The sequence below is a fragment of the Nostoc sp. genome (assembly GCF_036917315.1).
Taxonomy (GTDB): Bacteria; Cyanobacteriota; Cyanobacteriia; order Cyanobacteriales; family Nostocaceae; genus Nostoc.
The window spans coordinates 18,573-43,766 of the sequence record NZ_JBALDR010000042.1; the positions used below are offsets into that span (position 1 = coordinate 18,573).

At 42.2% G+C, this 25,194-nt stretch carries 22 protein-coding genes, 1 tRNA gene and 1 other annotated feature; of the genes, 12 read left to right on the forward strand and 11 right to left on the reverse strand.

Going from position 1 to position 25,194, the window contains the following annotated elements; translation table 11 throughout:
- Positions 1 to 162 precede the first annotated feature (162 nt).
- Positions 163 to 1,221: a glycosyltransferase family 2 protein gene (locus V7K84_RS18275; protein ID WP_334840069.1), complete on the reverse strand. Its 1,059-nt coding sequence runs from the start codon at positions 1,219 to 1,221 to the stop codon at positions 163 to 165.
- Between the two features lie 153 nt (positions 1,222 to 1,374).
- Between V7K84_RS18275 and rplS the strand changes: the two genes are divergently transcribed.
- The 8 genes from rplS to rplL all read left to right on the forward strand — a co-directional run bounded on the left by rplS (position 1,375) and on the right by rplL (position 5,661).
- Positions 1,375 to 1,737 carry a 50S ribosomal protein L19 gene (gene rplS / locus V7K84_RS18280; protein ID WP_094348921.1) on the forward strand — a complete coding sequence of 121 codons (363 nt, stop codon included), beginning with the start codon at positions 1,375 to 1,377 and terminating at the stop codon, positions 1,735 to 1,737.
- A gap of 152 nt (positions 1,738 to 1,889) precedes the next feature.
- A tRNA-Trp gene (locus V7K84_RS18285) sits at positions 1,890 to 1,962 on the forward strand.
- A gap of 187 nt (positions 1,963 to 2,149) precedes the next feature.
- A complete protein-coding gene (secE, locus tag V7K84_RS18290; RefSeq protein WP_334840071.1) occupies positions 2,150 to 2,371 on the forward strand; it encodes a preprotein translocase subunit SecE in 222 nt (73 codons plus the stop codon).
- Complete coding sequence (gene nusG / locus V7K84_RS18295; RefSeq protein WP_094348919.1) at positions 2,371 to 3,021, forward strand: transcription termination/antitermination protein NusG; 651 nt, start codon at positions 2,371 to 2,373, stop codon at positions 3,019 to 3,021. Before secE ends, nusG begins: the two co-directional genes overlap by 1 nt.
- Positions 3,022 to 3,027: 6 nt before the next feature.
- The gene (rplK, locus tag V7K84_RS18300; protein ID WP_099102703.1) at positions 3,028 to 3,453 is read left to right on the forward strand and encodes a 50S ribosomal protein L11; all 426 of its coding nucleotides are present in this window, start codon (positions 3,028 to 3,030) and stop codon (positions 3,451 to 3,453) included.
- Between the two features lie 123 nt (positions 3,454 to 3,576).
- Positions 3,577 to 4,290, forward strand: coding sequence for a 50S ribosomal protein L1 (rplA, locus tag V7K84_RS18305; RefSeq protein WP_334840072.1), 714 nt, complete (start codon positions 3,577 to 3,579; stop codon positions 4,288 to 4,290).
- Between the two features lie 56 nt (positions 4,291 to 4,346).
- Positions 4,347 to 4,515, forward strand: a sequence feature (ribosomal protein L10 leader region).
- A gap of 59 nt (positions 4,516 to 4,574) precedes the next feature.
- Positions 4,575 to 5,189: a 50S ribosomal protein L10 gene (gene rplJ, locus V7K84_RS18310; protein ID WP_334840074.1), complete on the forward strand. Its 615-nt coding sequence runs from the start codon at positions 4,575 to 4,577 to the stop codon at positions 5,187 to 5,189.
- Positions 5,190 to 5,268: 79 nt separating this feature from the next.
- Positions 5,269 to 5,661 carry a 50S ribosomal protein L7/L12 gene (gene rplL, locus V7K84_RS18315; RefSeq protein WP_334840076.1) on the forward strand — a complete coding sequence of 131 codons (393 nt, stop codon included), beginning with the start codon at positions 5,269 to 5,271 and terminating at the stop codon, positions 5,659 to 5,661.
- Between the two features lie 70 nt (positions 5,662 to 5,731).
- On the opposite strand, the gene V7K84_RS18320 is transcribed toward rplL, so the two are convergent.
- Positions 5,732 to 6,199, reverse strand: a complete 468-nt coding sequence (locus tag V7K84_RS18320; RefSeq protein ID WP_334840078.1) for a hypothetical protein — start codon at positions 6,197 to 6,199, stop codon at positions 5,732 to 5,734.
- A 306-nt stretch (positions 6,200 to 6,505) separates the two neighbouring features.
- On the reverse strand, positions 6,506 to 8,554 hold the full coding sequence (locus V7K84_RS18325; protein WP_334840079.1) for an elongation factor G: 2,049 nt from the start codon (positions 8,552 to 8,554) through the stop codon (positions 6,506 to 6,508).
- A gap of 266 nt (positions 8,555 to 8,820) precedes the next feature.
- Between V7K84_RS18325 and V7K84_RS18330 the strand changes: the two genes are divergently transcribed.
- The 3 genes from V7K84_RS18330 (at position 8,821) to V7K84_RS18340 (ending at position 10,851) form a co-directional block, all read left to right on the forward strand.
- Positions 8,821 to 9,744, forward strand: a complete 924-nt coding sequence (locus V7K84_RS18330) for a tetratricopeptide repeat protein (protein WP_334840080.1) — start codon at positions 8,821 to 8,823, stop codon at positions 9,742 to 9,744.
- An 81-nt stretch (positions 9,745 to 9,825) separates the two neighbouring features.
- A complete protein-coding gene (locus V7K84_RS18335; RefSeq protein ID WP_190240812.1) occupies positions 9,826 to 10,380 on the forward strand; it encodes a phosphate-starvation-inducible PsiE family protein in 555 nt (184 codons plus the stop codon).
- A 225-nt stretch (positions 10,381 to 10,605) separates the two neighbouring features.
- Positions 10,606 to 10,851: a hypothetical protein gene (locus V7K84_RS18340; RefSeq protein WP_334840082.1), complete on the forward strand. Its 246-nt coding sequence runs from the start codon at positions 10,606 to 10,608 to the stop codon at positions 10,849 to 10,851.
- A 147-nt stretch (positions 10,852 to 10,998) separates the two neighbouring features.
- On the opposite strand, the gene V7K84_RS18345 is transcribed toward V7K84_RS18340, so the two are convergent.
- The 5 genes from V7K84_RS18345 to V7K84_RS18365 form a co-directional block, all read right to left on the reverse strand.
- Positions 10,999 to 11,802, reverse strand: a complete 804-nt coding sequence (locus V7K84_RS18345; protein WP_334840084.1) for an Rpn family recombination-promoting nuclease/putative transposase — start codon at positions 11,800 to 11,802, stop codon at positions 10,999 to 11,001.
- A 126-nt stretch (positions 11,803 to 11,928) separates the two neighbouring features.
- The gene (locus V7K84_RS18350) at positions 11,929 to 12,858 is read right to left on the reverse strand and encodes a methylenetetrahydrofolate reductase (RefSeq protein WP_334840085.1); all 930 of its coding nucleotides are present in this window, start codon (positions 12,856 to 12,858) and stop codon (positions 11,929 to 11,931) included.
- Positions 12,859 to 12,916: 58 nt separating this feature from the next.
- Positions 12,917 to 13,927 carry a tryptophan--tRNA ligase gene (trpS, locus tag V7K84_RS18355; RefSeq protein ID WP_334840087.1) on the reverse strand — a complete coding sequence of 337 codons (1,011 nt, stop codon included), beginning with the start codon at positions 13,925 to 13,927 and terminating at the stop codon, positions 12,917 to 12,919.
- Between the two features lie 714 nt (positions 13,928 to 14,641).
- Positions 14,642 to 15,508 (reverse strand): calcium-binding protein, encoded by an 867-nt coding sequence (locus V7K84_RS18360; protein WP_334840088.1) that lies wholly within the window; start codon positions 15,506 to 15,508, stop codon positions 14,642 to 14,644.
- Between the two features lie 265 nt (positions 15,509 to 15,773).
- Positions 15,774 to 17,033: a glycosyltransferase family 4 protein gene (locus V7K84_RS18365; RefSeq protein WP_334840089.1), complete on the reverse strand. Its 1,260-nt coding sequence runs from the start codon at positions 17,031 to 17,033 to the stop codon at positions 15,774 to 15,776.
- A gap of 151 nt (positions 17,034 to 17,184) precedes the next feature.
- Here V7K84_RS18365 and V7K84_RS18370 point away from each other — a divergent pair, with 151 nt between their 5' ends.
- Complete coding sequence (locus tag V7K84_RS18370; protein WP_334840090.1) at positions 17,185 to 17,919, forward strand: DUF429 domain-containing protein; 735 nt, start codon at positions 17,185 to 17,187, stop codon at positions 17,917 to 17,919.
- An 88-nt stretch (positions 17,920 to 18,007) separates the two neighbouring features.
- Here V7K84_RS18370 and V7K84_RS18375 read toward each other — a convergent pair whose 3' ends face one another.
- From V7K84_RS18375 to V7K84_RS18385, 3 genes are all read right to left on the reverse strand, one after another.
- Complete coding sequence (locus tag V7K84_RS18375) at positions 18,008 to 20,656, reverse strand: beta strand repeat-containing protein (RefSeq protein WP_334840091.1); 2,649 nt, start codon at positions 20,654 to 20,656, stop codon at positions 18,008 to 18,010.
- Between the two features lie 900 nt (positions 20,657 to 21,556).
- Entirely contained in the window at positions 21,557 to 24,121 is a 2,565-nt protein-coding gene (gene glgP / locus V7K84_RS18380; RefSeq protein ID WP_334840093.1) for an alpha-glucan family phosphorylase, read from the reverse strand.
- A gap of 663 nt (positions 24,122 to 24,784) precedes the next feature.
- Entirely contained in the window at positions 24,785 to 25,108 is a 324-nt protein-coding gene (locus V7K84_RS18385; protein WP_334840095.1) for a hypothetical protein, read from the reverse strand.
- Between the last annotated feature and the right edge of the window lie 86 nt (positions 25,109 to 25,194).

A 25,194-nucleotide genomic window follows, 5' to 3' on the forward strand; every position in this document is an offset into this window, starting at 1 on the left:
ATCACCTCATATACACATAACCTGGTCTGATGGCAAAATATAATTTTTGCAATCGGGTACTTCTACAGAAGTTAAAGTCCTTGGTTATTCTTCTTTTTACACCTTGGCGACTTTGGATAATTTCAGTGCGACAAATCTCGTAGTTGGTAGTAACGTCCTCGTTTAGCGCTCAGAGTTCGACTGAGCGCTCACAGGCAAGTCCACCAGTGGCACAGAATCTAATCTTAAGTTCTGAAAACTGGCGCTTTTATCCTGGGAATTTTGCCAGACATCATAGTAAAACTCAATCAATACAAGTTTACGAACCTGAGAATTGTTTCCCTGAGAGCGGCGTGATGAAATAGCAGTTAGCAAAAACTTCCAAGACCGAGGAGAAAGTATAGATATATCTATCATTGAAAGAAAACTCTTGAGGTTTTTTTGCTTCAGTGCTACTAAAATCCAATGGAGTTTCAAGTAATTTTTTATATCCTGAAAAACAGGAATCTTTGAGCGATGTTGCTCATTTACCAAGGCGTATATTTTCTCCTTCATTAAAATATTTGTCGCCAACCGCCGAGACAAAGAAAACTTCTGATTATACGCACCCGGCCAGATAGTGCGGTAAGCAAGACACTGGTTGAAGAAAATAGCATCGCCAAACTGAGCAATCCGAATCCAGGAATCGATGTCATCACAGTTAGCATCGAGTGTGGAATCCCAACCGCCACTTTGTAGGAAAGCGTCACGTCGACAAGCTACTTGTACAGGTGTGCCAAAGGGTACAAGCTCTAAAAGCATCCCGTAGTGAATATCGGCTTGTGGGATATAAAAAGCTAAACCAGGGCCAACTTGGGGAGTGCGAGAGAGTTCAACTTCATTGCCATCCACCTGAGCCGCCACACAAGAGCAGATTACAGCTTCAGGACGAAGTGCGATCGCCTTTGCCATCTCTTCTATGCAGTTAGGCGCTAAATAGTCGTCATCATCTAAAAACTTAATCCAGTCACCGCTAGCTTTGGCAACTCCAGCATTTACCGTTGCTGCATGACCTTGGTTTACTTCGTTACGATGATAAACAACCTTGTCGCCTAAGCTTTTGAGATAGGTTTGGGTGTCATCAGAAGAACAATCGTCGGCAACAACCACCTCGCACTCGATTGTTTGGTTACGAGCCGAATCAATTGCTCTTTTCAGCAAATTCAAGCGATTATAGGTACTGATGACGATGCTAAATTTCATAAATTTTTCCTTTGTAGTACGGCATTTTGCAATATAGCTTCGATCTTTAGGCTGTTGTATCAGTACAATTATCAATCCTAACAAGTAGACTGAAATAGGATTATCGATTTATCATTGATGATCGTGAGTTTTTTTTAAGCAGACAGAAAGACTATGAACGCTCAAGAGATTATCCGCTCCATTGAAGCGGAACAGATAAAATCGAATCTGCCCGACATTTATGTGGGCGACACTGTAAAAGTGGGAGTGAAAATTAAAGAAGGCGAAAAATACCGCGTGCAGCCCTACGAGGGAGTTGTGATTGCCAAGCGCAATGGCGGCATCAACGAAACTATTACAGTTCGTAAGGTTTTTCAAGGCGTGGGCGTTGAGCGGGTATTTCTGTTGCATTCTCCCCGGATTGACAGCATTAAGGTGTTACGTCGCGGTAAAGTCCGTCGTGCTAAACTATATTATCTCCGCGATCGCGTAGGTAAAGCAACCCGAATCAAGCAACGGTTTGACCGCCCTTTGTGATTCGTCCTTCAAAAGTATGGGAGAAATCTCAAGCTGCAAGCGGCATCTGCCGCTGACTTGTTTTCCCGACAAAATTAAGGTATGATATAAATCGCATATTGCGTTAAACTGAAATTTAGTTCAGCGCAATCACTGAATCAAAAACAGCTTGTGCGCTCTTAGTTCAGTTGGTAGAACGCAGGTCTCCAAAACCTGATGTCGGGGGTTCAAGTCCTCCAGGGCGCGCTCAAGAGCAAAAAAACAAAGCCCGAAATAATTACGCTGCTGCTAATATAGCAGTTAGCGCTAATAATTTCGGGTAAACTTATTGTATTTGCAGTTGTTTTGCTTCCGGCAAGTGAAATAGAGTCGAAACTGCAAACCTAGATGACAATTAAACAGGATCTAGTATAAGAAACGGGGGATAACGGTCGTGGCCAAAAAAAGTGAAGCAGAATTGCCAGAAACCACAAATGGTTTTAGCTTTAACAACTTCATACAGGGAACCAAAGAAGAACTTGAAAAAGTAGTTTGGCCCAGTCGGAAACAGATAGTGAGCGAATCCGCCGCTGTGTTGTTAATGGTGGCACTCTCCGCATCTTTGATATACTTGGTCGATGGATTGTTTGCTTGGGCAGCAAAACAGGTGTTCTAATGAGTTTTGCAACAGATGAACCACGCAACTCAATGTTGCAGTCAGAAGAAACAGCAGAAGCAGCAGAAGCAGCAGAAGCAGCGTCAAAAGAAGCACGCTGGTATGCAGTACAAGTAGCTTCAGGCTGTGAGAAGCGTGTAAAGACTAACTTAGAGCAACGCATTCAAACTTTTGATGTAGCTGACAAAATTATCCAGGTAGAAATTCCGCAAACGCCAGCGGTTAAAATCCGCAAAGATGGCAGTCGCCAGCATACAGAAGAAAAAGTTTTCCCTGGTTATGTGTTGGTGCGGATGATGATGGATGATGATACTTGGCAGGTGGTACGCAACACCTCTCATGTAATTAACTTTGTCGGTTCAGAACAAAAACGTGGTAGCAGCAAGGGTCGCGGTCATGTCAACCCCATACCACTAAGTTCTTCAGAAGTTGAACGTATATTCAAACAAACCAGCGAACAAGAAGCTGTTGTCAAAATTGACATGGCTACTGGTGATAAGATAATGGTGCTTTCTGGTCCATTTAAAGACTTTGAAGGCGAGGTAATTGAAGTCTCTCCAGAACGGAGTAAACTTAAAGCCTTGCTCTCAATTTTCGGCAGGGATACACCAGTAGAATTGGAATTTAATCAGGTAGAGAAACAGAGTTAAATACAAATGGCGAAGAAAGTAGTGGCGGTCATTAAACTGGCCCTGAATGCTGGAAAAGCCAACCCAGCACCGCCAGTTGGTCCCGCCTTGGGTCAACATGGTGTCAACATCATGATGTTTTGTAAAGAGTACAACGCCAAAACAGCAGACCAAGCTGGAATGGTGATACCTGTAGAAATCTCGGTTTTTGAAGACCGGAGTTTTACATTCGTACTCAAAACGCCACCCGCATCAGTACTGATTCGGAAGGCGGCGAAAGTTGAAAAAGGCTCGAATGAACCCAACAAAAAGAAGGTTGGGTCAATAACCAAAGCACAATTGCAAGAAATAGCCCAAACCAAACTCCCCGACCTCAATGCCAACGATATCGAAGCGGCAATGAAGATTGTGGCAGGAACGGCTAAAAATATGGGTGTAACAGTTACGGATTAGTCATTGGTCATTGGTCATTAGTCATTAGTAAAAAACTAGCAAATGACAAAGGACAAATGACAAAGGACAAATAACAAATTATCGGGGGAGAGGCAAGGCTTCGGAATTACCCCAGGAGAACAAATGCCAAAAATATCGCGTCGTTTGCAGGGTCTGCAAGCAAAAGTAGAAGAAAAAGATTATCATCCCCTAGAGGCTTTAGCTCTTCTTAAAGACACAGCAACAGCTAAATTTACTGAAGCTGCGGAAGCGCATATCCGGTTGGGAATTGACCCCAAGTATACAGACCAACAGTTGCGGACAACGGTAGCACTGCCCAAAGGTACAGGACAAATCGTTCGGGTGGCGGTGATAGCCAGAGGCGAAAAGGTAAACGAAGCAAGCAGTGCTGGTGCTGATATAGTCGGATCGGAAGAACTGATTGACGAAATCCAGAAAGGTAGAATGGATTTTGACAAGCTGATTGCCACACCCGATGTGATGCCACAAGTGGCAAAGCTGGGTAAATTGCTTGGTCCGCGTGGTTTGATGCCATCGCCCAAGGGTGGAACCGTAACATTTGACTTAGCAGGTGCGATCGCAGAATTCAAAGCTGGTAAATTAGAATTCCGAGCTGACCGAACTGGCATTGTCCATGTTATGTTTGGTAAGACAACATTCTCGCCTGAAGATTTGTTAGTCAACCTGAAGGCATTACAAGAGACGATTGACCGTAACCGTCCTTCAGGAGCTAAAGGTCGTTATTGGCGCACATTTTATGTGTCAGCCACAATGGGGCCATCAATTAAAGTTGATATCAGCGCCCTACGAGATTTGAAACTTAGCGGAGCAGCTTAATTTTTAGTCATTAGTCATTTGTAAAGGCAAAGGACAAATGACTAAGGACAAATGACAAAATTAAATAAGCAAAGCCGGAGACAGCAGGTGCTAATAACTTAAATATCCTGCCGAGGTTAAAACTCTAATTGTCAAAATTGCCACCCATAAAGGTGTGATAACTATGGCATCAGGAGTTTTAGTACTCAACCCCGGCTATATTAGCTGGGGTTTGTCGTTTGGGTTCAGGTTGAGAAAAAACTTACAAGGGAAATCACCGATTATTTTAAGGAGGTGAGATTGGAATGGGTAGAACACTAGAAAATAAAAAAGAGATAGTAGCTGACCTCAAAGAAACTTTGAGTCAGTCAACTCTGGCACTGGTAATTGACTATCAGGGGCTAACAGTTTCGGAAATCACAGACTTACGGCGGCGGCTGCGTCCTAGTGGCACTGTTTGTAAGGTGACGAAGAACACTCTAATGGGCATTGCCATTAAAGATGATGAAAAATGGCAGCCTTTGTCAGAATTGCTCAACGGTGCTTCCGCCTTTTTGCTGGTAAAAGAAGATTTTTCATCGGCAATTAAGGCATACCAAGAATTCCAAAAAGTCAGCAAGAAGACAGAACTTCGTGGTGGTGTATTGGAAGGTCGCCTACTTAAAGAACCTGATGTCAAGGTACTGGGAGACTTGCCATCTAAGGAACAACTCATCGCTCAAATTGCTGGGGCTATCAACGCCTTGGCTACCAAGATTGCTGTGGGTATCAACGAAGTTCCTGGTTCACTGGCTCGTGCTTTGCAGGCTGTGTCTGAACAAGAGCAAAGTGGTGGTAGCACCGAAACTGTTGCTGAAGCTGATAGCAGCACCGAAGCTGTTGCTGAAGCTGATAGCAGCACAGAAACTGCTGCTGAATAGACTTCATGGTTCATCAGTCAACAGTCAAAAGCTAATGACTAATGACTAATAAATAATCAAAATTACAGGAGTTATATCAATGTCTGCTGCAACCGATCAAATTTTAGAACAACTAAAAACCCTTTCTTTGTTGGAAGCTTCTGAGTTAGTTAAGCAAATTGAAGAAGCTTTTGGCGTAAGTGCTGCTGCACCTGTTGGCGGCATGATGATGATGCCTGGCGCTGGTGGTGCTGCTCCTGCTGAAGAAGCTGTTGAGCAAACCGAGTTTGAAGTAATTCTCGAATCAGTCCCAGCTGATAAGAAGATTGCTGTGCTGAAGATTGTCCGCGAATTGACCGGTTTGGGCCTGAAAGAAGCTAAAGACTTGGTGGAAGCTGCGCCCAAGGCAGTTAAAGAAGGTATTGCTAAGGATGCCGCTGAAGATGCTAAGAAGCGCATCGAAGAAGCTGGCGGTAAGGTGACTGTTAAGTAGTCACAATTCTTTTACCACTTTTTTAATTAAGGAGCCTAACTTAGGCTCCTTTTTTTTAAGGATAACAATTTTAGCCAATCTTTAATTCTTTTTGAACGTGCTTTTGAAATTCAAGCAAGCCTTGCTCATCCCAACGTTGTTTAAATGCTTTTATACGTTCTAGCTTATATGCAGTTCCACCCATTGGAAATTGGATTTTAGGCTCGAAGAATTCATCAGTACTTGGGGGATTATCCCAATTATCAGTTATCCAAACAACTTCAACATGGCGATAAATATTAAATTCATTCTCAGCATTTGTTTGAAGATAACTAAATTGACTATCAAGTATTTTGACGATATGAGTCACTCTACCAAGCTGTCTTAAAAGAATTAGTTCCCCTTCTGCTGGTTTATTGGCGTTTTTTTCGTCTTGTTTATTTTTGTTTCGCCAATGTAATTCAAAAATATTACTCACTTTATTGTAAGCCCATCTTTCTTGTTTTGTTGGATAGAAGGCTTTAATGTTTTTTGTCCAGGTTAGTTTTGTAATATCCATAGTTTGTTATATTTAAGTCAATCATATTATTTGCATTTTAATAAAGTTTATCCGATAAGTTGCATTGGTAAATACACTTAATTTTTCTATTTAGTAAATTGTTTAAGTAGGCAAAATTTTGACAATTTTGTAGCGAAATTGACGAAGATTAACTTTGAGTTTTACTTAGCTATCGTTGGTTGATAAATCCTGAACTATTTGCCAATGATAATGAATTTGATAGACCACTACTATAAAAAAGAAATAAGAGTGGCGAAAGTTGCCACTCCAAGATTCTGAATAGAGAAAATGTTTTTTAACTGAAGATTACTTGCCGTTGCCGTTACCACCATTACCATTGCTGTGAATGACGCGTTCGGCGAGTTTTTCTGGTACTTCTTGGAGATGGTCATATTCCCAGTGGAAGGAACCAACGCCCAAGGTGAGCGATCGCAGCTCTACAATAAAATTCTGCATTTCTGCTTGTGGTAAGTATGCAGAGACATTATCCCAGCCTTGCCAATCGTTTCTACCCTCATAGCCTAAAATTTGCCCCCGTCTACCACTCAACAGTTGCAGCACTTTGGAGGTAAATTCGCTCGGTGTAGTCACTTCTACCCGCAGAATTGGTTCTAACAAGGTAGGTTCTGCTTGGGGTATCCCCGTTTGCATTGCCAATCGGGCAGCTTGTTTAAAAGCTTGTTCGGAACTATCAACGTTGTGATAAGAACCATTAGTCAGAGTTACCGCCAAATCCACTATTGGGAAGCCCAAAGGCCCGTGTGTCAAAAATTCCCGCACGCCCATTTCTACGCCAGGAATGTACTGTTTCGGAACCACGCCGCCGACAATGGTTTCATTAAAGTTAAAACCTGTACCGCGTGGTAGGGGCTTGATTTCGAGAAAAACATCACCAAACTGTCCGTGACCACCGCTTTGGTGTTTGTAGCGTCCATGAACTGAAGCCACTGTTTTGCGGATGGTTTCTTTGTAAGGCACTTGTGGTAAGTGCGTTGTCATTGGCAAGTTATATTTGCGGCGCAGTCTGTCTAAGGCGACTTGTAAATGAATCTCGCCTTGACCCCAAAGAATAACTTCGTGGGTATCGCCGTGTTGTTCCCAAGCAAGTGAGCAGTCTTCTTCTAATAACTTGGTAATAGCACTGCTGAGTTTAACTTCATCGTTGCGCTTTTCTGGTGTAATGGCGAGAGCATACACTGGTTCCAACTCTACAGCTTTGGGTAATTTTATTGCCGACTGCTGTTCTATAGAGATTGTATCGCCTGTCTTGATTCCTTCTAAACGGCTCAAAGCGACAATTTCACCAGCACTAACTTGGTTAACTGATTGCTGTTGTTGTCCCATGAGGCGGTAAATTCCACCAGTGCGAATGCCATTGAGGACGATGCCATCAGTTAATTTGCCCCGCCAAACACGCACCAAAGACAGTTTGCCACCTTGGGGAGTGTAGTAAGTTTTTAATACCTGCGCTAAAGCTGTATCACCTTTTATGTTTTTTAAACGACGTTCTGCTGTGCTTTCTGGTTCGGGGGCTTCTCGTAACAAGGCTTCTAATAGAGGTCTAACACCATAATCTTGTTCTGCTACACCAAAGAAAACGGGCACTACTAAATCTGCCCCTAATTCCATTTTTAAATCTTTGAGGATTTCCTCTTGGGGTGGTTCGATGTCTTCTAAAAGTTCTTCGAGTAAATGGTCGTCAAAATTTGCTAAAGCTTCGAGCATTTCTGTCCGTGCTGTATGTTCTTCTTCTTTTAAACTTTCGGGTAAGGGAATGGGATCGGCAGGTGCGCCTGGATGATATTGATATGCCTGTTCGCTCACCATATCGATAAAGCCGGTGAGTTGTTCCCCATTCATGATGGGATATTGATGCGCTACCAAAGGACGGCTAGATACTGCTTTCAGGGCGTGTAACGTTTCTAAGACGTGAATATTTGCCCGATCCATTTTGTTGACGAAGACGAGGTGGGGAATTTCCCAATCGTCTAGGAATTTAAATAGAGGGGCAAGGGTGAGAACGCGATCGCGGATGGGTTCGCAAACTACAATTGCTGCATCAACTCCGATTAAAGCATTGTACGTCTCTTGGGCAAATTCTACGCTTCCCGGACAATCAATAAATGTGAAACGAATGCCGTTATACTCAGTGCTAGCGGCGCTAACTTCTACACTCATGTGGCGATCGCGCGACTCGGCAGCACTATCTCCCACTGTATTGCTGTCCTTAACACTCCCTTTGCGAGAAATTGCCCCTGTGACAAATAACAAGCTTTCTAGTAAAGTGGTTTTTCCACTTAAATAAGGCCCAACAATTGCAACGTTCCGCGAACCCGATTTTACTTTTTCGTTCATAAAACCTCCCTTGCGGTAATTCATTCATAACCGCATGATTCTGTATATATTAAGGGATAAAAAAATGGTTCTCTGGAGTCAAAATTACCCCTTCTTTAATTCGTTATTATCCTCCCTTTAATCGAAAGTTAAAAAAATTGTAGCCTGTCGTAAGATTTAGCTTAAGAAAAATTAAGTCTCACAAATTTTTATACCGAATCAAAAACTTTTGTAAAAAACTTTTTATCAAGTAAATTTAACTGAGAGTGTTGCGAATCAGAAAATCAATGAGATTATCATTCTTTAAATATCGCATGGCAGGGTTAGTAAGTTTGACTTTGCTTGTTGTTAGCATTTCCTTCCCCTCTCTTGCTCTATCTCCTCCTGTCGCCTCAAAGTTGGCCCAATCTAATCCTAAAACTGCCGTAGACTGGTTAAACCAAGGCTTACAGGCAATTCAGGCGGGAAGGGTACAAGATGCGATCGCAGCTTTTAAACAAGCAGCTAAATTAGATCCGGCATTGGCACCAGCGTACTATAATCTGGGGTTAGCATACCGACAAACGGGACAATTACAACCCTCTGCGGATGCATTTTATCGAGCGACGCAAGCCGATCCGAAATTTGCTCCAGCTTTTGCTAATTTAGGCGGAGCGTTGTTAGAAGGCAATAATTTAAAGTTAGCTAACGATTACTTGCAACGCGCCTTAGAACTCGATCCCAAACTCGGATTTGCCCACTATAACTTGGGGTTAGTACGAGAACAGCAACGAGATTGCGAACAAGCGATCGCATCTTTTAAAAAAGCCGTAGAATATAGCAAAAATGCACCAGAACCTCCTTACCATATAGGGATGTGCTATCTTCAAAAAGGTAAACTCGATCAAGCCAGAAGTGCATTTTATCAGGCATTAAAAATTAATCCCAAGTATCCAGAAGCTTACTACAATCTCGGCTCAATTTTTTTTCAACAAAGTAAATTACAAGAAGCATTAGAGGCTTTTAGAAAATCAGCCGAAGCTAACTCTAACTATCCCAACGCTTATTATGGTGCTGGGTTAGTTTTTATCCAGTTACAGCAATATGGCGATGCAGTACAAGTATTGCAATTTGCTAGAGATTTATACAATGCTCAAAAAAATCCCCAATGGGCGAAAAATGCCGAGCAATTGTTGCAACAAGCACAAAATTTAAATTACCAACCTCGCTGAGGCAGAAAAACTTAATATTGCATAACATAAAACTATTGGGTTGACTCGCTGGTGTTGTCTGAACTCGTCCCGATTGGAAAAATGTACATGCAAAAGCGCCAGAAAAGTCGATTTTTATTTAGCGATCGCTGGCTCGATCGGCAATCAATTGTTCGGAACATGGAAGCCTTTCAAGACTTAATTGTGATTGTTTTGTGTTTGGGTTTGTTCGCCGTCATGCTAATCCAATTGTGGGGGATAGCTATTGCCCTCACGCAGCCACTAGACTATAAACATGTGACTGCAAAAATACTATTTGTGTTGATTTTAGTCGAGTTATTTCGACTATTAATGGTCTATTTGCAAGAACATAGTATCTCTGTAGGAGTAGCAGTTGAGGTAACAATAGTATCTTTGCTGCGAGAGGTAGTAGTTCACGGAGCGCTGGAAATTTCTTGGGTTAATACGCTTGCAATTTGTGGTTTGTTGTTTGTTCTGGGTGGACTACTCGTAGTCTGTGCTAAAACGCCACACATGGATTGTATGAGCGCTAACACTAAGTTTTGCCCGGTTGTGTATAGGGGAGGTAGAGAACGGCAAAACGAGCTGGAATTACAGTATTCACGTCAATGTGATGAGAATCAACCGCTTGGATAAATTGTTATGAAAATGGGGAGTGGGAGAGACGCGATTAATCACGTCTGTACTGGGGAGTGGGGAAAATACTTTTTCTCCACTCCCCACTCCTTTGTGTGAGGCTGTATCAGGAAATCATTTTTGCAAGGTACTTCCGACGTATTGAAATATACTCTTTTTGGAAGATGAATCGCTCTTGAAGGGTGAATATAACGTTAATTAGAAATACTAAAAGAGGTTCAAGCAATGGCTACAAATACAAGTAACGGACAATCTCAAACAGCGATTAGCGACTTGGAGTATGATTTTGTCACCGTTTTGCACAACAAGGCTGAAGCTGTTAAAGCTTACGATACCTACATCAAAGATGCAGAACAAGTAGGTTCTCAACCTTGTGTAGAGTTGTTCCAAAAATTGCGGCAATCTGATATTGAACACGCACAAGAGATTCGCCAACATCTACAACAAGTGCTGCAACACGGTAAGATGTAACCCAGGTTTTGAGTTCGTAGGCGTAAGCCCGTTGTAGACATCGCTTCTGGTTTAGCTAAAACAAAAAGAGGCGATGTCTAAAACAAGCTATTCGGCGTCACACTTGCTGATTAAATTAGAGGCAAGCACTGCCCACTATCAGATAGACTAATTCTGGGCTGCTTGCTCTACTTGCGCCACGGTTAAATCGAGAGCCACCGCCACTTGTTCTACACTCAATCCCAATGCCAACAATCGGGGAATAGCTTCTAACTTAGCTTCCTGGCGACCTTCTTGGCGACCTTCTTGGCAACCTTCTTCCTTGATTGATTGATACATCCGTGTTTTTTTGAATTCGTCGTCTATACCCAACATTTCTGCTAACTCCTCTCGACTTAAGCGGGTAAATTTGTACAACAGAATAGTCTCTATCAATTCTACAATTTGCTTGCTGGTAGATTCATCTGCCAGTTGTTGCCTTGCTTGTAAAATCAATTCTCTACCTTTGTTAACGGCTGTCTCTTCTCTTTCGATAATTAATTTAACGATCGCAACTTGAAGTGAGTTCTCCCTCGTATCTAATTCATCTAGATAAATACGTTGTACTTGTGAACTGTCTAGCAGCAACTCATACGGTAGACGATCGTTTGGATCTAAACTTCGTTGTGGATAGATGACAACAGCACGCCAAAAATTGACTGATTCGTTTTGACGCAAGTAAAGGAAGATTTCGGCAAAGAAGCGTCTATAAAAAGTTGAGTCTAATTGAAACTGAACTTCAACAAAGTAAAATGGTTGGTTTGTGGTTTCACTTGTGGGGATGAATACCCCATCAATCCTAAAAGCAGTTTCTTTTAGCTCGACTGAAACAAATTGATAGGCGTTGACATTGGCAGTCGTGTCGCCAATTATCGCAAAAAATATGCTAGGAAAAGCTTGAAATAAGTTATAAAATATTTTGTCAGTTTGCACCGAGATTTAGTCAAGGGAACATTGGATATTGAAAGTCTATCAAAAATAGTGTAACCGCGCCTATTTCAGCATAAAAAAAGCAGATAGAAATAACTATCTGCCTTAATAAAAGATTCATTCTCTAATTTACATAGATACCAATTGATTCACTGGGGCAATCCCAGCCAAATCTAAAATTGGCGCGATCGCATCTTCACGCTTTACTGCCATCATGTGAACTCCTTGGCATAATTGCCGCGCTATCTGCACTTGCTCGGCGGCAATTTTTATCCCTTCCTCAAAAGGATCTTTGGCTTTTGCCAATCGATCAATAATATGTTGGGGAATATCCACACCCGGAACACATCTATTAATAAACTGGGCATTTTTTGCCGATTTCAACAGAAAGATTCCTGCCAAAATTGGTTTTTTATAACCAGCAGCAATCGTATCCATAAACTTTTCTAGCCGCTCAAAATCGGTAATCAACTGACTTTGAAAAAACTGCGCTCCAGCTTCGATTTTGCGTTCAAATCGACTTTGTAAACCCGACCAACTTTTACATTGCGGATCTACTGCTGCACCAACAAATAAATCTAATGCTCCATCAGTCAAGGGTTTTTCATTGCAATCAACGCCTTGATTCATCTTCCGAATCAGTTGCAGCAGTCGCACAGCTTCTAAGTCAAACACTGCTTTGGCATCTGGATGATCGCCCGCTTTTACTGGATCGCCAGTCAAAGCTAAAATGTTATTTATGCCTAAAGCATGAGCGCCCATTAAATCAGCTTGTAAACCAATGCGGTTGCGATCGCGGCAGGCAATTTGACAAATCGGCTCTATACCATTCTGTGACAAAATCACCGACGCCATTAATGAAGACATCCTTAACACGGCGCGGCTACCATCAGTTACATTGACGGCATGAACTCTCCCCTTAAGAGTCGCCGCCATTTGAATCATGTGCGCTGGATCTCCCCCCTTTGGCGGCGCTACCTCGGCGGTAACTAGAAATTCACCTGCTCGTACAGCTCTGCGAAAGTCATTTAAACCTGTGGGGCTGTGGGTGTGATGCATAACATTAAGCTGTTCAATTTATTAAATGGTATAACAAATCACACCCAAAGGGGAAAACTTATAGAGGTAGAGAGTAGCCTAAAGCAGTTTTGACTTGTGATAAAGTTTGATTTGCGATCGCTCTAGCTTTTTCCCCTCCATCCCGCAACACAGACTCCAAATAGCTTTTATCCGCCGTTATTGAGTGATATTTTTCTTGAATTGGTTTCAGGGACTCAATAATTGTATCTGTCAACAATGGCTTGAACTGTCCCCAGCCCATATCCTGACACTCAACTGCCACATCTTCCTTTTTCTTCCCAGCAAGCAATGTATAGAGCGTTAACAAATTATTACACTCTGGACGCGCTGGATCGTCGAAAGTCAGCCCACGAATCGGATCGGTTTTGCAACGCTTAATTTTGTATTGAATCTGTTCCGGCGAATCTAGCAAACTGATTCGGCTTAACTCCGAAGGATCGGACTTCGACATTTTGCGTGTACCGTCAGCTAAACTCATCACCCTTGCCCCTTCCTTACGAATCAAAGGGTCTGGTAACTTCAAAACTGGTTGTTCTGGTTTACCAAATTGGTGATTTAATCGAGCTGCAATATCCCGTGTCAATTCCAAATGTTGCTTTTGGTCTTCACCCACTGGCACTTTATCCGCTTGATAAAGCAAAATATCTGCTGCCATCAGCACAGGGTAATCCAATAAGCCTGCACTCACATTTTCTCCCTGCTTGACGGCCTTTTCTTTGAACTGGATCATATCTTGCAGCCAGTTTAGAGGTGTAATGCAGTTGAGCAACCAAGTGAGTTCACTGTGGGCCGAAACGTGGGATTGTACAAAGATAGTGGAGTGATTTAAATCAAGACCACAAGCTAAATAGAGAGCAGCAAGAGTGTAGGTATCAGCTGCCAACTGTTTTGGGTCGTGTGGCACTGTAATCGCGTGCAAATCAGCCACAAAAAGGTAATTTTCGTATTCGCTCTGACCTTCTACCCAGTTGCGAATGGCTCCCAAGTAGTTACCTAGATGGTAATTGCCGGTTGGTTGAACTCCAGAAAGAACACGTTGCTTGCCCATAAATTCCAACTTAGTTATCTCAAATCCGCGCTATGTCAAGTGGCGATGTCTGGCGACAAGTTTCTTGCGCCTACGCAAAACTCATTTAATTTTGACATTTTCCAGGTCAACTCGCCGTTATGGGATGAGAGATTTTAACTCAACTCCGATTGCTATAGAAATTCTTCAAGGAAAACGATAACTTCGGGACTTGCAAAAAATAAATTATCCCAAATTATTTCTATATTTGTAGGGGCGCAAGGCCTTGCATTGGTGTCAACTTAACGTGAAAGCCAGCCTAGAACCAGCTTTTACATATTGTCTCGTTCCCCTGCTCCGACTAGGAATGCTGTCCTAGAAGCTCCGCCTCCCTTACTAGCGGCAGAGCCACCAGGAGCATAAAAACAAGATTTGAAGAGGCTTTCAGCTTAAGTTGACACCAATGAAGACCTTGCGCCCCTACTTTCGACTTATAGAGTGGGCATTGTAAAGCTTGACTGTAATCTGTTGTAAATAAAAAGTCGATGCAATGGCATTGTTAGTCGATGCAATCGCATTGTCAGTCGATGCAATCGCATTGTCAGTCGATGCAATCGCATTGTCAGTCGATGCAATCGCATTGCAAAAGGTTACGTTTACATAACACGGCAATAGAAATACTAAACTGCAAAACGCCGTAATGAAAGCTTTTGCTCTTCATCAAAGTAGTTTATGTACTTTTGATTTACATTCGATTTACCTTTCAGCCAAACCCACCTGTCCGCCAATTAGCCCCAGAAATCCAGTTCCAAAGTGCTGAATCTCCAAAAAGTTTGCTTGCTCCGGTGAGGTCTTGTAAATTCGGAATGTTTTCATAATTCCTAAAGTAGCAGCACTTTCTAAAGGCCCAACAAAACTAATATCTCGGTCAATAAAATAGGTTTGATTAGTCCAGTGAGCCATTTGATTTGCATTTAAAAAGTAGCAGCCTGCGTGAGGATTGAGGGCACGACGAAAGGTAATTGGTGCATTCATAATTGCACCATTGAGTTCCTGTTGCTCTTGCAAATTTTGAAAAGGAGCAGTTACTCGTAAAGCCAAATCCCCATCAATATAAGCTTTGTGAACCAAAGCTTTGGGAGAGACTTCATAACGATTTGGCTGGAGCAAATTTAAATCACTTGTTTGTTGGGTAAACCAGTTTAATTTGATAAAAAACCAAGGATCGTGAATAATTAAGTCATCTTCAAGAAAGCAGTAATAATCATACTGACCGAGACAACTTTGCAGAACAGCTTGACACTCAAACCCCAAAAGTAGAGGTTCTGCATTGCTAGAATGATGCCTATATAAATGGGATGGTAAGGGAAGCTGATTCAGAAGATGATTATCTTTAGTTGTACAAATAACAATATCTAGTTCGTGAGACTGCGGCTGATTAGCAGGGAAAGCTAGTCGTTGAGCAATGTTGATAATACTTTGAGATTTGCCAAATAATTGATGTAAAGCGATAATACTTTTAGTTAATGCCTCCAAACGGGGTTGCGGGTCTTTGCGTTGGGAAGCATGACGACCCTCATTGCTAGGTTTGAAAAAATGGGCAATGGTAAAAATAATTCGCATTTTACATATCGCTTTTGTATTTATTTGTCATTAGTCATTTGTCATTTGTTATTTGTACTAAGCTTAGTCGTTGGTGCAGCCTCTCCAAGAGTTGTATTGGTCATTTGTCATTTTTTATTGACCAATAATCACTAATGATTAATATACTTCTTGCAAAAGTCTTGTTTTTCAGGCTTTTATTTGCACCTTTGCTTGAGGCAAAAAATATTTATGCAAATGACCAATACTTCGACTACGCTCAGTACAAGTGACTAATGACCAATGACTAATTTCTGCCAAATCCTTTAGAACTTGGACGCTTTTTCAAATTATCAGAAGTTTTCCCAGCGAACATCCATTGCAAATGCTGTGGTAATAGTTTCGCCAAATCATAACGCTTCAGAATAGTCTCTCGCGCATTCGCACGAATCGCTTTCATTTCTTGAGGATTATTCAGCGCCTCTTCAACCCGATTAGCAATATTCTGGGGAGAAAAGAAATCTACCAGCAGTCCATTTACCCCATCCTGTACTACCTCTAAAACTGGCTGAGTCTTAGAAGCGATTAGTAAACATCCTGCTGCCATTACTTCTAACATTGACCAGGATAATACAAAAGGACGGGTTAAATAAACATGGGCAGAAGAAGCTTGCAAAACCTGAAGGTACTCATTGTAAGGAAGCCTATCTGTAAAGTGCAGCCTCGATAAATCTAAAGATAATTTTTCTAGCATTAATTGTTTATAAGTCTGACCATCGGGGAGATTTTTACCATAAGCAACCCGATCTTCTCCGACAACTACCACGTGGCACTTAGGTCGTCGCTGCTGAAGTAGCGCCACTGTTTCCATAAACTGCGGAAAACCTCTATAAGGTTCCATCCCCCGTCCTACATAAGTTACCAACTCTTCCACATGAGAAAGATCCAGATTTATTCTTGGTAAAACTAACTTTGCGCCTGGTTTGGGGACAAAATAATTGGTATCAACACCATCATGAATGACAGTGAGTTTGCTATGATATTCTTTGGGAAACTGCTGACGCTGCCAATTAGTTGGAGAAAGACCGCGATCGCAGCTATATAAATCAGTTAAAATCGGTGCATTTTTCACGCGGATGCGGCATTCATCATCAGCGTTAAGTGGATCGTTGGGATCGAAATCTGCATCGGAACCGTGAGCGTGATAAAACCACTCGAAATAACACAATAATTCTGCTTTGGGGAAAACATCTTTCATAAATAAAGTTGGCCCCCAACCAGAATGACCATAAACTATATCTGGGAAGAAACCCTCGGATTTTAATTTTTCTGCCACGCGATAGACAGCCTGCGCGGTGAGAACAGCATTTTCCAGGTTGCGAACGTAGTGGTGAGTTTGAGGCGCAGCTTCACGAGAAGGAGTATAAATAGCTTTAAAAACGCCAGGTATTTCTCCTTCCCGACGATTTGTTCCAAAGACGACTTGGCAATTAGGATCTTTACCCAAAACTATCGCTAGGTTGCGAAATTGTGAGGGAAAATTGGGATGTAAAAATAAAACTTTCATTGGAATAATCTTGATTAAATTATTGCCAGATAAAATAAATTAAGACAAGCTGCTTAAGATTATAAGATTATTTCTCATGATTTTTAGCAAGTAAATTTAGGTAAATGGTTGCCCGAAAATGCGAAAATAATCGCAAATTCGTGTTATTACCATGAAATTTATTGGCATTGATTTAGGCTGGCGATCGCAACCAAGTGGATTGTGCTGTTTAGAATGGGTAGATGGACAACTGCAATTACTCGATTTAGACCGCAAAGATGCCATTGCAGACATCCTTATTTGGATCGATCAAAGCGTCCAAGCAGACGAACCAGCCATTATTGCCGTAGATGCACCTACCCTCATACCCAACGCTACCGGGAGTCGCCTCCCCGATAAACTCAGCCACAAATACTTTGGTAAATATCATGCGGGGTGCTACCCAGCTAATCAAAACCTACCCTTCGCAGAGCGCACCGTCAACTTTGGCTTAGAATTAGAATCACGTGGCTTTGCACATGCACCCACCATAGAACCGCAAAAACTCAGCAGATATCAAATAGAAGTCTTCCCCCACCCAGCAATTGTTAACCTATTCAACTTAGAACGCATCCTCAAATATAAAAAAGGACGCCTCACTGAGCGCCGCCTAGAACTAATTAAACTCCAAAATTATCTTCTCGATATTCTCCCCTCCTTCTCTCCTCCTCTGCGTTCTCTGCGCCTCTGCGGTTCGTTTATTCCAAAAATCCCCACCACAGGCGCAGCCCTCAAAGCAACCGAAGATAAACTAGATAGCTTAATTTGCGCCTATGTTGCCGCATATTGGTGGTATTGGGGAGAACAACGTAATTTGGTATTAGGCGATCGCACCACTGGCTACATTGTTATCCCTCAGAGAATTTGAGCAAAGGCTTCGCGTATGCTGCTTTAGAGTCCTTGCTGATACTAAAAATAGAATTCTGCAAACCGTATCGCTTGGTAATGGCAGAGCGCTAATCAGGATTAAAAAACACAAAATTGTTGTTCGTTAGTGACAATCCAGCAGATAGTTGTGCAAATTGTACCTGAGTAAACCCAGATGCACTACCATCTTGGTCAAAGAACAATGCACCTGTAGCGCTGTTGTAAATAAATCGCTCTTCACTAGTGGTTGCAGATGTTCCGATTGTAAATTTATTTGCTGAAAGTGAACCTATTGACCGACTTCCAAACCCATAAGCCGATAGCTGAATCAATTCATTAGTAGCGTTGAAGTCATCAATAGTATCAACACCTTTGGTGTAACTATAGACAGTAAAGGTATCAGTACCGTTCCCACCTGTTAGGGTATCATTGCCACCAAAGTAGCCCCCACAGAGCGTATCGTTGCCATTACTCCCCACAATGTTGTCATTGACATCTGTACCTAAGATATTTAATCGTTCGATATTCTTGTAGCTAACACTATTGATACCTGTCGTAATTGACCCAGTGTTAGTAGTAGCATTGAAAGTCGAAGTCATTGCTTTGAAAGTACCGCTATAATTTACGGACAACAAATCGTCACCCTTACCCCCATCAATCGTATCTTTGCCACCACCCGCAGAGAGGGTATCGTTCCCACTATTCCCCACAATATTGTCATCGTAGGCTGTACCTCTGATATCTAATCGTTCGATATTCTTGTAGCTAAACCAATTTGTGCCTGCTGTAATTGATCCAGTGTTAGTAGTAGCATTGAAATTCGTTGTGATTCCTTGGTTAGCATAGGTATAATCGGCGAACAAAACATCGTCCCCCTTACCCCCATCGATCGTATCATTGCCAGTACTATTACCCCTTAAGTCTAGGGAAAGGGTATCGTTCCCACTGTTCCCCACAATATTGTCATCGTGGGCTGTACCTACTATATACAATCGTTCGATATTGTTGTAGCTAACCCGATTTGCGCCTGTTGTAATTGACCCAGTGTTAGTAGTAGCATTGAAATTCGTTGTGATTCCTTCGCTAGCATAGGTATAATCGGCGAACAACACATCGTCACCTTTACCGCCATCGATCGTATCATTGCCAGCATTGCCCCCAGAGAGGGTATCGTTACCATTGCTCCCCACAATATTGTCATCGTAGGCTGTACCTCTGATATCTAATCGTTCTATATTGTTGTAGCTAACTCGATTTGTGCCTGCTGTAATCGATCCAGTTTTAGTAGTAGCATTGAAAGTCGTTGTGATTCCTTCGGTAGCAAAGGTGTAAGCAGCAGACAACAAATCATTGCCTTTACCCCCATCCATCGTATTATTGCCACTAGTGAAGTGATGGTTGGGATCATAGCCACTAGTGCCTCCAGAAAGGATATCGTTGCCATCACCCCCAAAGAGCAGATTATTGCCTTCTGAATTGTTAACATTCAAGTAATCATCACCAGCACCAGCAATGAGGGTGTTATTACCTGTTGTATAACTAGCATCTAAGTAATCATCACCAGCACCACCAATGAGTGTGTTCTTGCCTGTTGTATAATTAGCATCTAAGGTATCCTCACCAGCACCACCCTTGAGAATGTTATTGCCAGTGCCATAAATTCTCCTAAAGTTTCCAGATTCGTAGTCGTCCAGGCCAGAAACGGACAGATAATCATTACCAACGCCACCTGAAAGCAGATTATTACCTGTTGAATAAATAGCATTCAAATAATCATCACCAATATCACCGTTGAGAGTGTTATTCCCTGTTGAATAACCAGCATTCAAGGTATCGTCACCAGCGCCACCATTGAGGGTGTTATTGCCAGAGATAGAATTGCCAAATAAAATTGAGCCTCCTCGGACCGGGCTGTAATCACCAGAGGCAAAGAGAAAATCATTTCCATCGCCACCAATGAGCAGATCGTTGCCTTTTGAATTGTTAAGATTCAAATTATCATCGCCAGTACCATAAGCGAGGGAGTTATTGCCTGTGTTACCAACGAGCGTGTCATTCCCCGCACCACCAATGAGCGTGTCATTCCCCGCACCACCTCTCAGTAAGTCATTGCCACTTTTGCCATCGATTTTGTCATCACCCCCCTGACCATTGATCGCATCATCTGAGTTATCAAAGCCGTTAACATTATTGTTCAGGTCGTTAAGGAAGGTGACTGTATTCTTATTGAAGATAGTACTTTGGGTAGAGTTGGCATTGAAAACATCAAAGCTGTCTGTGATGGTAGTTTGCTCATCAAACAGGATATTGCCCAAGTTTACACTTGCTCCAGTGGATTTGCTGAGGTTATCCAGATTTTCCAAGGCAAAGTTTTGCAGAATGACTTTGGGAGTAGCGTCCTCTTGAAAGTCGTTTGCAAAGGTGATTTCTAGATTGTTGCCATTCTGGGTCAAAATCATATTTTGGGCAGTTAAGCCATCACCCTGAAAATTTAGAGTGTCCACTTCGGCAATGATTGCTGCTGTTGGGTGTGTTCCTTTACCTACGCCACCAAAATCGGTGATGATATCATTAGTGGTGTACTCATAAACAAATTCATCACTGCCACCGCCACCAGTTAGGGTGTCGTTGCCTCTGTTACCTGTGATGGTATCGTTGCCTGCAAGACCCTTAATTGTGTCCGCGTCATAAGTACCCAGTAGGTTATCATTACGGTTGGTTCCAATGATATTTGCCATAACTTTTATCTACCTAAATATAGCTTTTCAGTAACTTCCGTTATCAACATGGACTTTATTGCTATTTTTGGGCACAAAAATTAACCGGGATTTTAAGTTTTTGCCATACTTATACATCATCTTTAATTAACACTAGTGTTGATCAAAGATTCATCCAAAGAATGGCTTTTACGTGACACTATCTAAATCTATCTGAAAACTATCTAAGCCTTAAGCGCTGTACAAACTAATGAACGTGTGTATTTAGGATTATCAGTCATTTCAGACTAAATTAATCATCCTTGTTCCGTAAAAATCATTGAACAAGGATGATGAAAGAATCTGATGATTGAATGCCTAGAATTTATACTTGGTATTTGGTTTACTGCCAGCGTCTAAGTCTTACTAGAAGAGAAAATATTCAACTTTTGATCCGGAAAGAGATTTTCATACCCCCCTTGTGGACAATTCTGTTTAGATGTCTAGCTTGAAAATAGAGAACATCTAAATAACCAAACACTTACCATATAATACTGTATTTACTTAAATATTTTTGCTTCTGCACGCATCTTTGCATATTCTTCACATTATTTGCTGATAAATTTACGTAAAAATATTTTTTGCGTACTATTAATATTTTGCTCGTAAATCAAAGCTATTACAGATTGGTATAACGTTTGTAAACCAAGAAATTCACGTTTGCAGACATTAGTACTTGTCGCTCCAAAGTGCGGATCGATCAAAGCTTAAGAAGCTGACTTTTATGATTATTCCAGTCAAATTGTATTTCCCTTAAAATTACGAGGAATTATAGCAAGCAATAATTATTTTTGAGGCGTGACTGCATCGCACAACAAAAGGCGTTGCTAAACTTAAATCAGCAACGCCTAATCTTGATTATTCAAAAATTAATCAGCACTCTTATTCTGCCCAAGCAATCAACCTTGGTTCATAAGGATTAGCCAGGTGTGGATTTTTCGGCAATACACGCAAAGACAAGCCTTGTAAACCAGAAGCGGTATAAGTGATATTACCCGTGTAAATGCTCAATTGCTGTCCATCTTCCCCTTGGTAATCCATCACCACTGTTACAGCGTTGACAATCTCACCATTGGCATCGATGGCACCTTGATATAGCTCCACCTGCACATCATTATTGCTCAAAGTTGCCAAGTCAACCTTGGCTTTGACAGCAACGGTTTGGTTAACCTCAATGTCTGAAGCTGCCGATACATCAACATCTTTGATTCTGATATTGAACCAGTGTTCGCCCAATTTTTCTTTCCAAGCAGCTAGTTCTTTAGCTGGGGCATACTTATCAACAGTCAGGGTATGATAGCGATCGCTAGCCGGAAAATAAGCTCTCCCAGCATATTCTCCTACCATCCGCGCTGTATTAAAGAACGGACAATTCAATCGAATTGCATCCTTCATTTTGGCAACCCAAGGACGGGGCAAACCATCAGTATCCCGATGTTCATAAAATAACGGCACAACTTCCTTCTCTAACAACTCGTAGAGAGCATTTGCTTCTACTTCATCTTGGTAGTTAGGATCGTCGTAATTCTCTCCATGTCCAATCGCCCAGCCTGTGCGGACGTAATCAGCTTCATCCCACCAGCCATCTAGTACGCTTAAATTTGGCAAGCCATTCATGGCGGCTTTCATGCCACTAGTACCAGAAGCTTCCCGTGGACGACGCGGTGTGTTCAACCAGATATCGCAACCCGCAACCATCAACCGGGAGATGTGAATGTCGTAATTGGGAACAAACACTACCTGTTTTTCTAAATGCTGTTCGCGGATAAAGTGATTGATCTCGCGGATCAGTTCTTTACCGGGGATATCTTTAGGATGTGCCTTACCAGCAATTACGAATTGCACTTTCCGGTCTTTGTTAGCCAACAGAAGCCGCTTAATGCGATCCAAATCGCGCATCCAGAGGGTGGCGCGTTTGTAGGTGGCAAACCGACGAGCAAAGCCAATGGTGAAAGCGTAAGGATCTAAAACTTCTTGGGCTTGGACAATTTCGGAAGCAGAAGCGCCGCGATCGGTCAAATGCTTGACCAAATGCTCCCGCACATACAAAATCATATCTAAGCGGCAGCGTTCGTGATTGCGCCACAATTCCTCATCCGGTATGGCGTCCATCCGCTCCCATAATGGGCTATCTGGTGGTGCTGATGACCAATTTGGGCCGAGGTAGCGATCGTACAATTCTTGAGTCGATTTCGCCACACAACTCCGAGCATGGACACCGTTAGTAATTGCGGCGATCGGCACTTCCTCCACTGGCACTTTCTGCCACAAGCCTTGGAACATTTGCCGCGACACTACACCATGCAGTTGTGCGACACCGTTAGAAAATGTTGCCATTTTCAGTGCCAGCACCGCCATACTGAAAGGCCCAGATAAATCGCCTGTATTCTCGCGCCCCAGTCCTAAAAATTGCTCTTTGGGCAACCCAAATATCTCTGCGTAATATCCCAAGTAGTGCAGCATTTTCTCAGGAGCGAACAAGTCAATTCCTGCCGGTACTGGCGTGTGGGTGGTAAAGATATTGCTGGAAGCGACCACCTGTCTAGCTTGGACATAATTCAGTCCCTCTTCCTGAATCAGCAAGCGGATGCGTTCTAGGGCAGAGAAGGCAGCATGGCCTTCATTCATGTGGTAAGCGGTAACTTTTAGCCCCAAAGCTTTGAGCATTTGCACGCCACCGATCCCCAGCATGATTTCCTGGTGGATACGCATATCGATGTCGCCACCGTACAGCTGATCTGTGATGTCGTGGTCGTAAGTGTTGTTCGGTTCAATGTTAGTGTCCAGCAGATACAGAGGTACTGTTCCTACCTGTACGCGCCAAACTCTGGCATATACCTTGCGTCCTGGATAATCTACCGCAATCCGCAGTTCAGAACCATCGGCATTGCGCTCCAGATGCAAGGGCATATTATAGAAATCATTGAGCAGATAGCGTTCTTGCTGCCAGCCATCGGCATTGAGATACTGGGCAAAGTAGCCTTGCTGATAGAGCAAACCTACACCGACAAGCGGTAAACCCAAGTCACTGGCAGATTTGAGGTGATCCCCCGCCAGAACGCCCAAGCCTCCAGAATAGACGGGCAAACAATCTACAAGTCCAAATTCCGCCGAAAAATAGGCGTAGCATTCTTTGGGTTTCTGCTCCCGTTGTTTCTGATACCAGGTGCGCTCTTGCAAATAATCGTCTAACTGACGGTCAGCTCGATCCATTTGCGCTAAAAAGCCTTCATCTTCGACAACTTCCAGAAGCCGCGATTGAGAGATTGTACCCAACATTAACACTGGGTTATGATGGCTAGACTCCCACAGGTCAGAGTCTAAGCGACGAAATAAGTCTTTAGTATCAACGTTCCAATCCCAGTGCAAGTTATATGCCAACCGCCGTAGTGGTTCGAGTCGCGGCGGTAGTGAAGGGGATACGTTAAATGTACGAATTGGCTGCATAAGTTGGCAAAACTCCAAGTTTAGCTATGGTTATTGTTTACTCTCTTTACCAATGTTGCCAATTCTTTATACAGTAGTTTGTGAAAAAGCGATGACTTTGTTAAGCATTGAGAATTATTTTTAACCTCGTTGCTAAAGTTTACACCAAGGTGTTTCTAATTCTATGCCTGACTCTGAGCCATGTACTTGGTATATTAAGATTTAATCATTTACTGGTATATATCACTTAAAAAAATTTAGTTTCGAAGAAATAATTTATATTTATTTTAGTATTGCTTCCGGGGATCAATTCGAGATTCTTGGCTGAGGGTCAAAATTACCCATAGCTGTGTCCAGTAAAGTGAAATTTTTTAATTATTTTTTAATAAAATTGCTCTATCAAACGAAGACAGTCCCGATAAAACGAGTTTCAAAAGCCAAGCATGAAAATCTTCTAAAGACTAGGATTTTTACTCAACACTCAGCACGGGCTAAACCTTAGCTATCCGCTAACAGCACTCTCAAGCCAAGAGGCGGAAGCACAACCCCATAAATAATTCCGATGAAAGCCTTACCAAGCAGTTAATCAACAAAAGTGATGCCTGTAGCGGGCTACGGCTACGTTAACTACTTGGTATGAAATATTTGCACTACACCAGGAAAATAACTTATAAAGGTGTTGTTTTATGCACCTAGTGAAGGCTGATCTTTAGTATTTTTTGTCATTGTCAGAGCTACAGCTGCTGCATAAGCTAGTTCCGCTGCCATTTGATAAGCTAGTTTGATACTTGATGAAGTCTCCTTGGCTTTAGGAGATGGGGAAGCTTTTTTTCGGCGCGACTCTTGTTTAACATCACCTGCTGCAATAGCTCGCTGTAAAATGATCCAGGCATCTAGGTCTTCTGAGTCATAATTACTTTGAAGTTGCGATCGCAGTTGATCTTCGGCTACAACACTTAGATAGCCGATAGTTAGAGCTTCTTGTACAATTTCTTTAATTAAAGCCATAATTTGAACCAAGTATGTGAGTTAAAACCGATACCTCAATTTGGGAAATTAGATGTTTTTTTGTAGATTTATCCTCGAAACTAAGC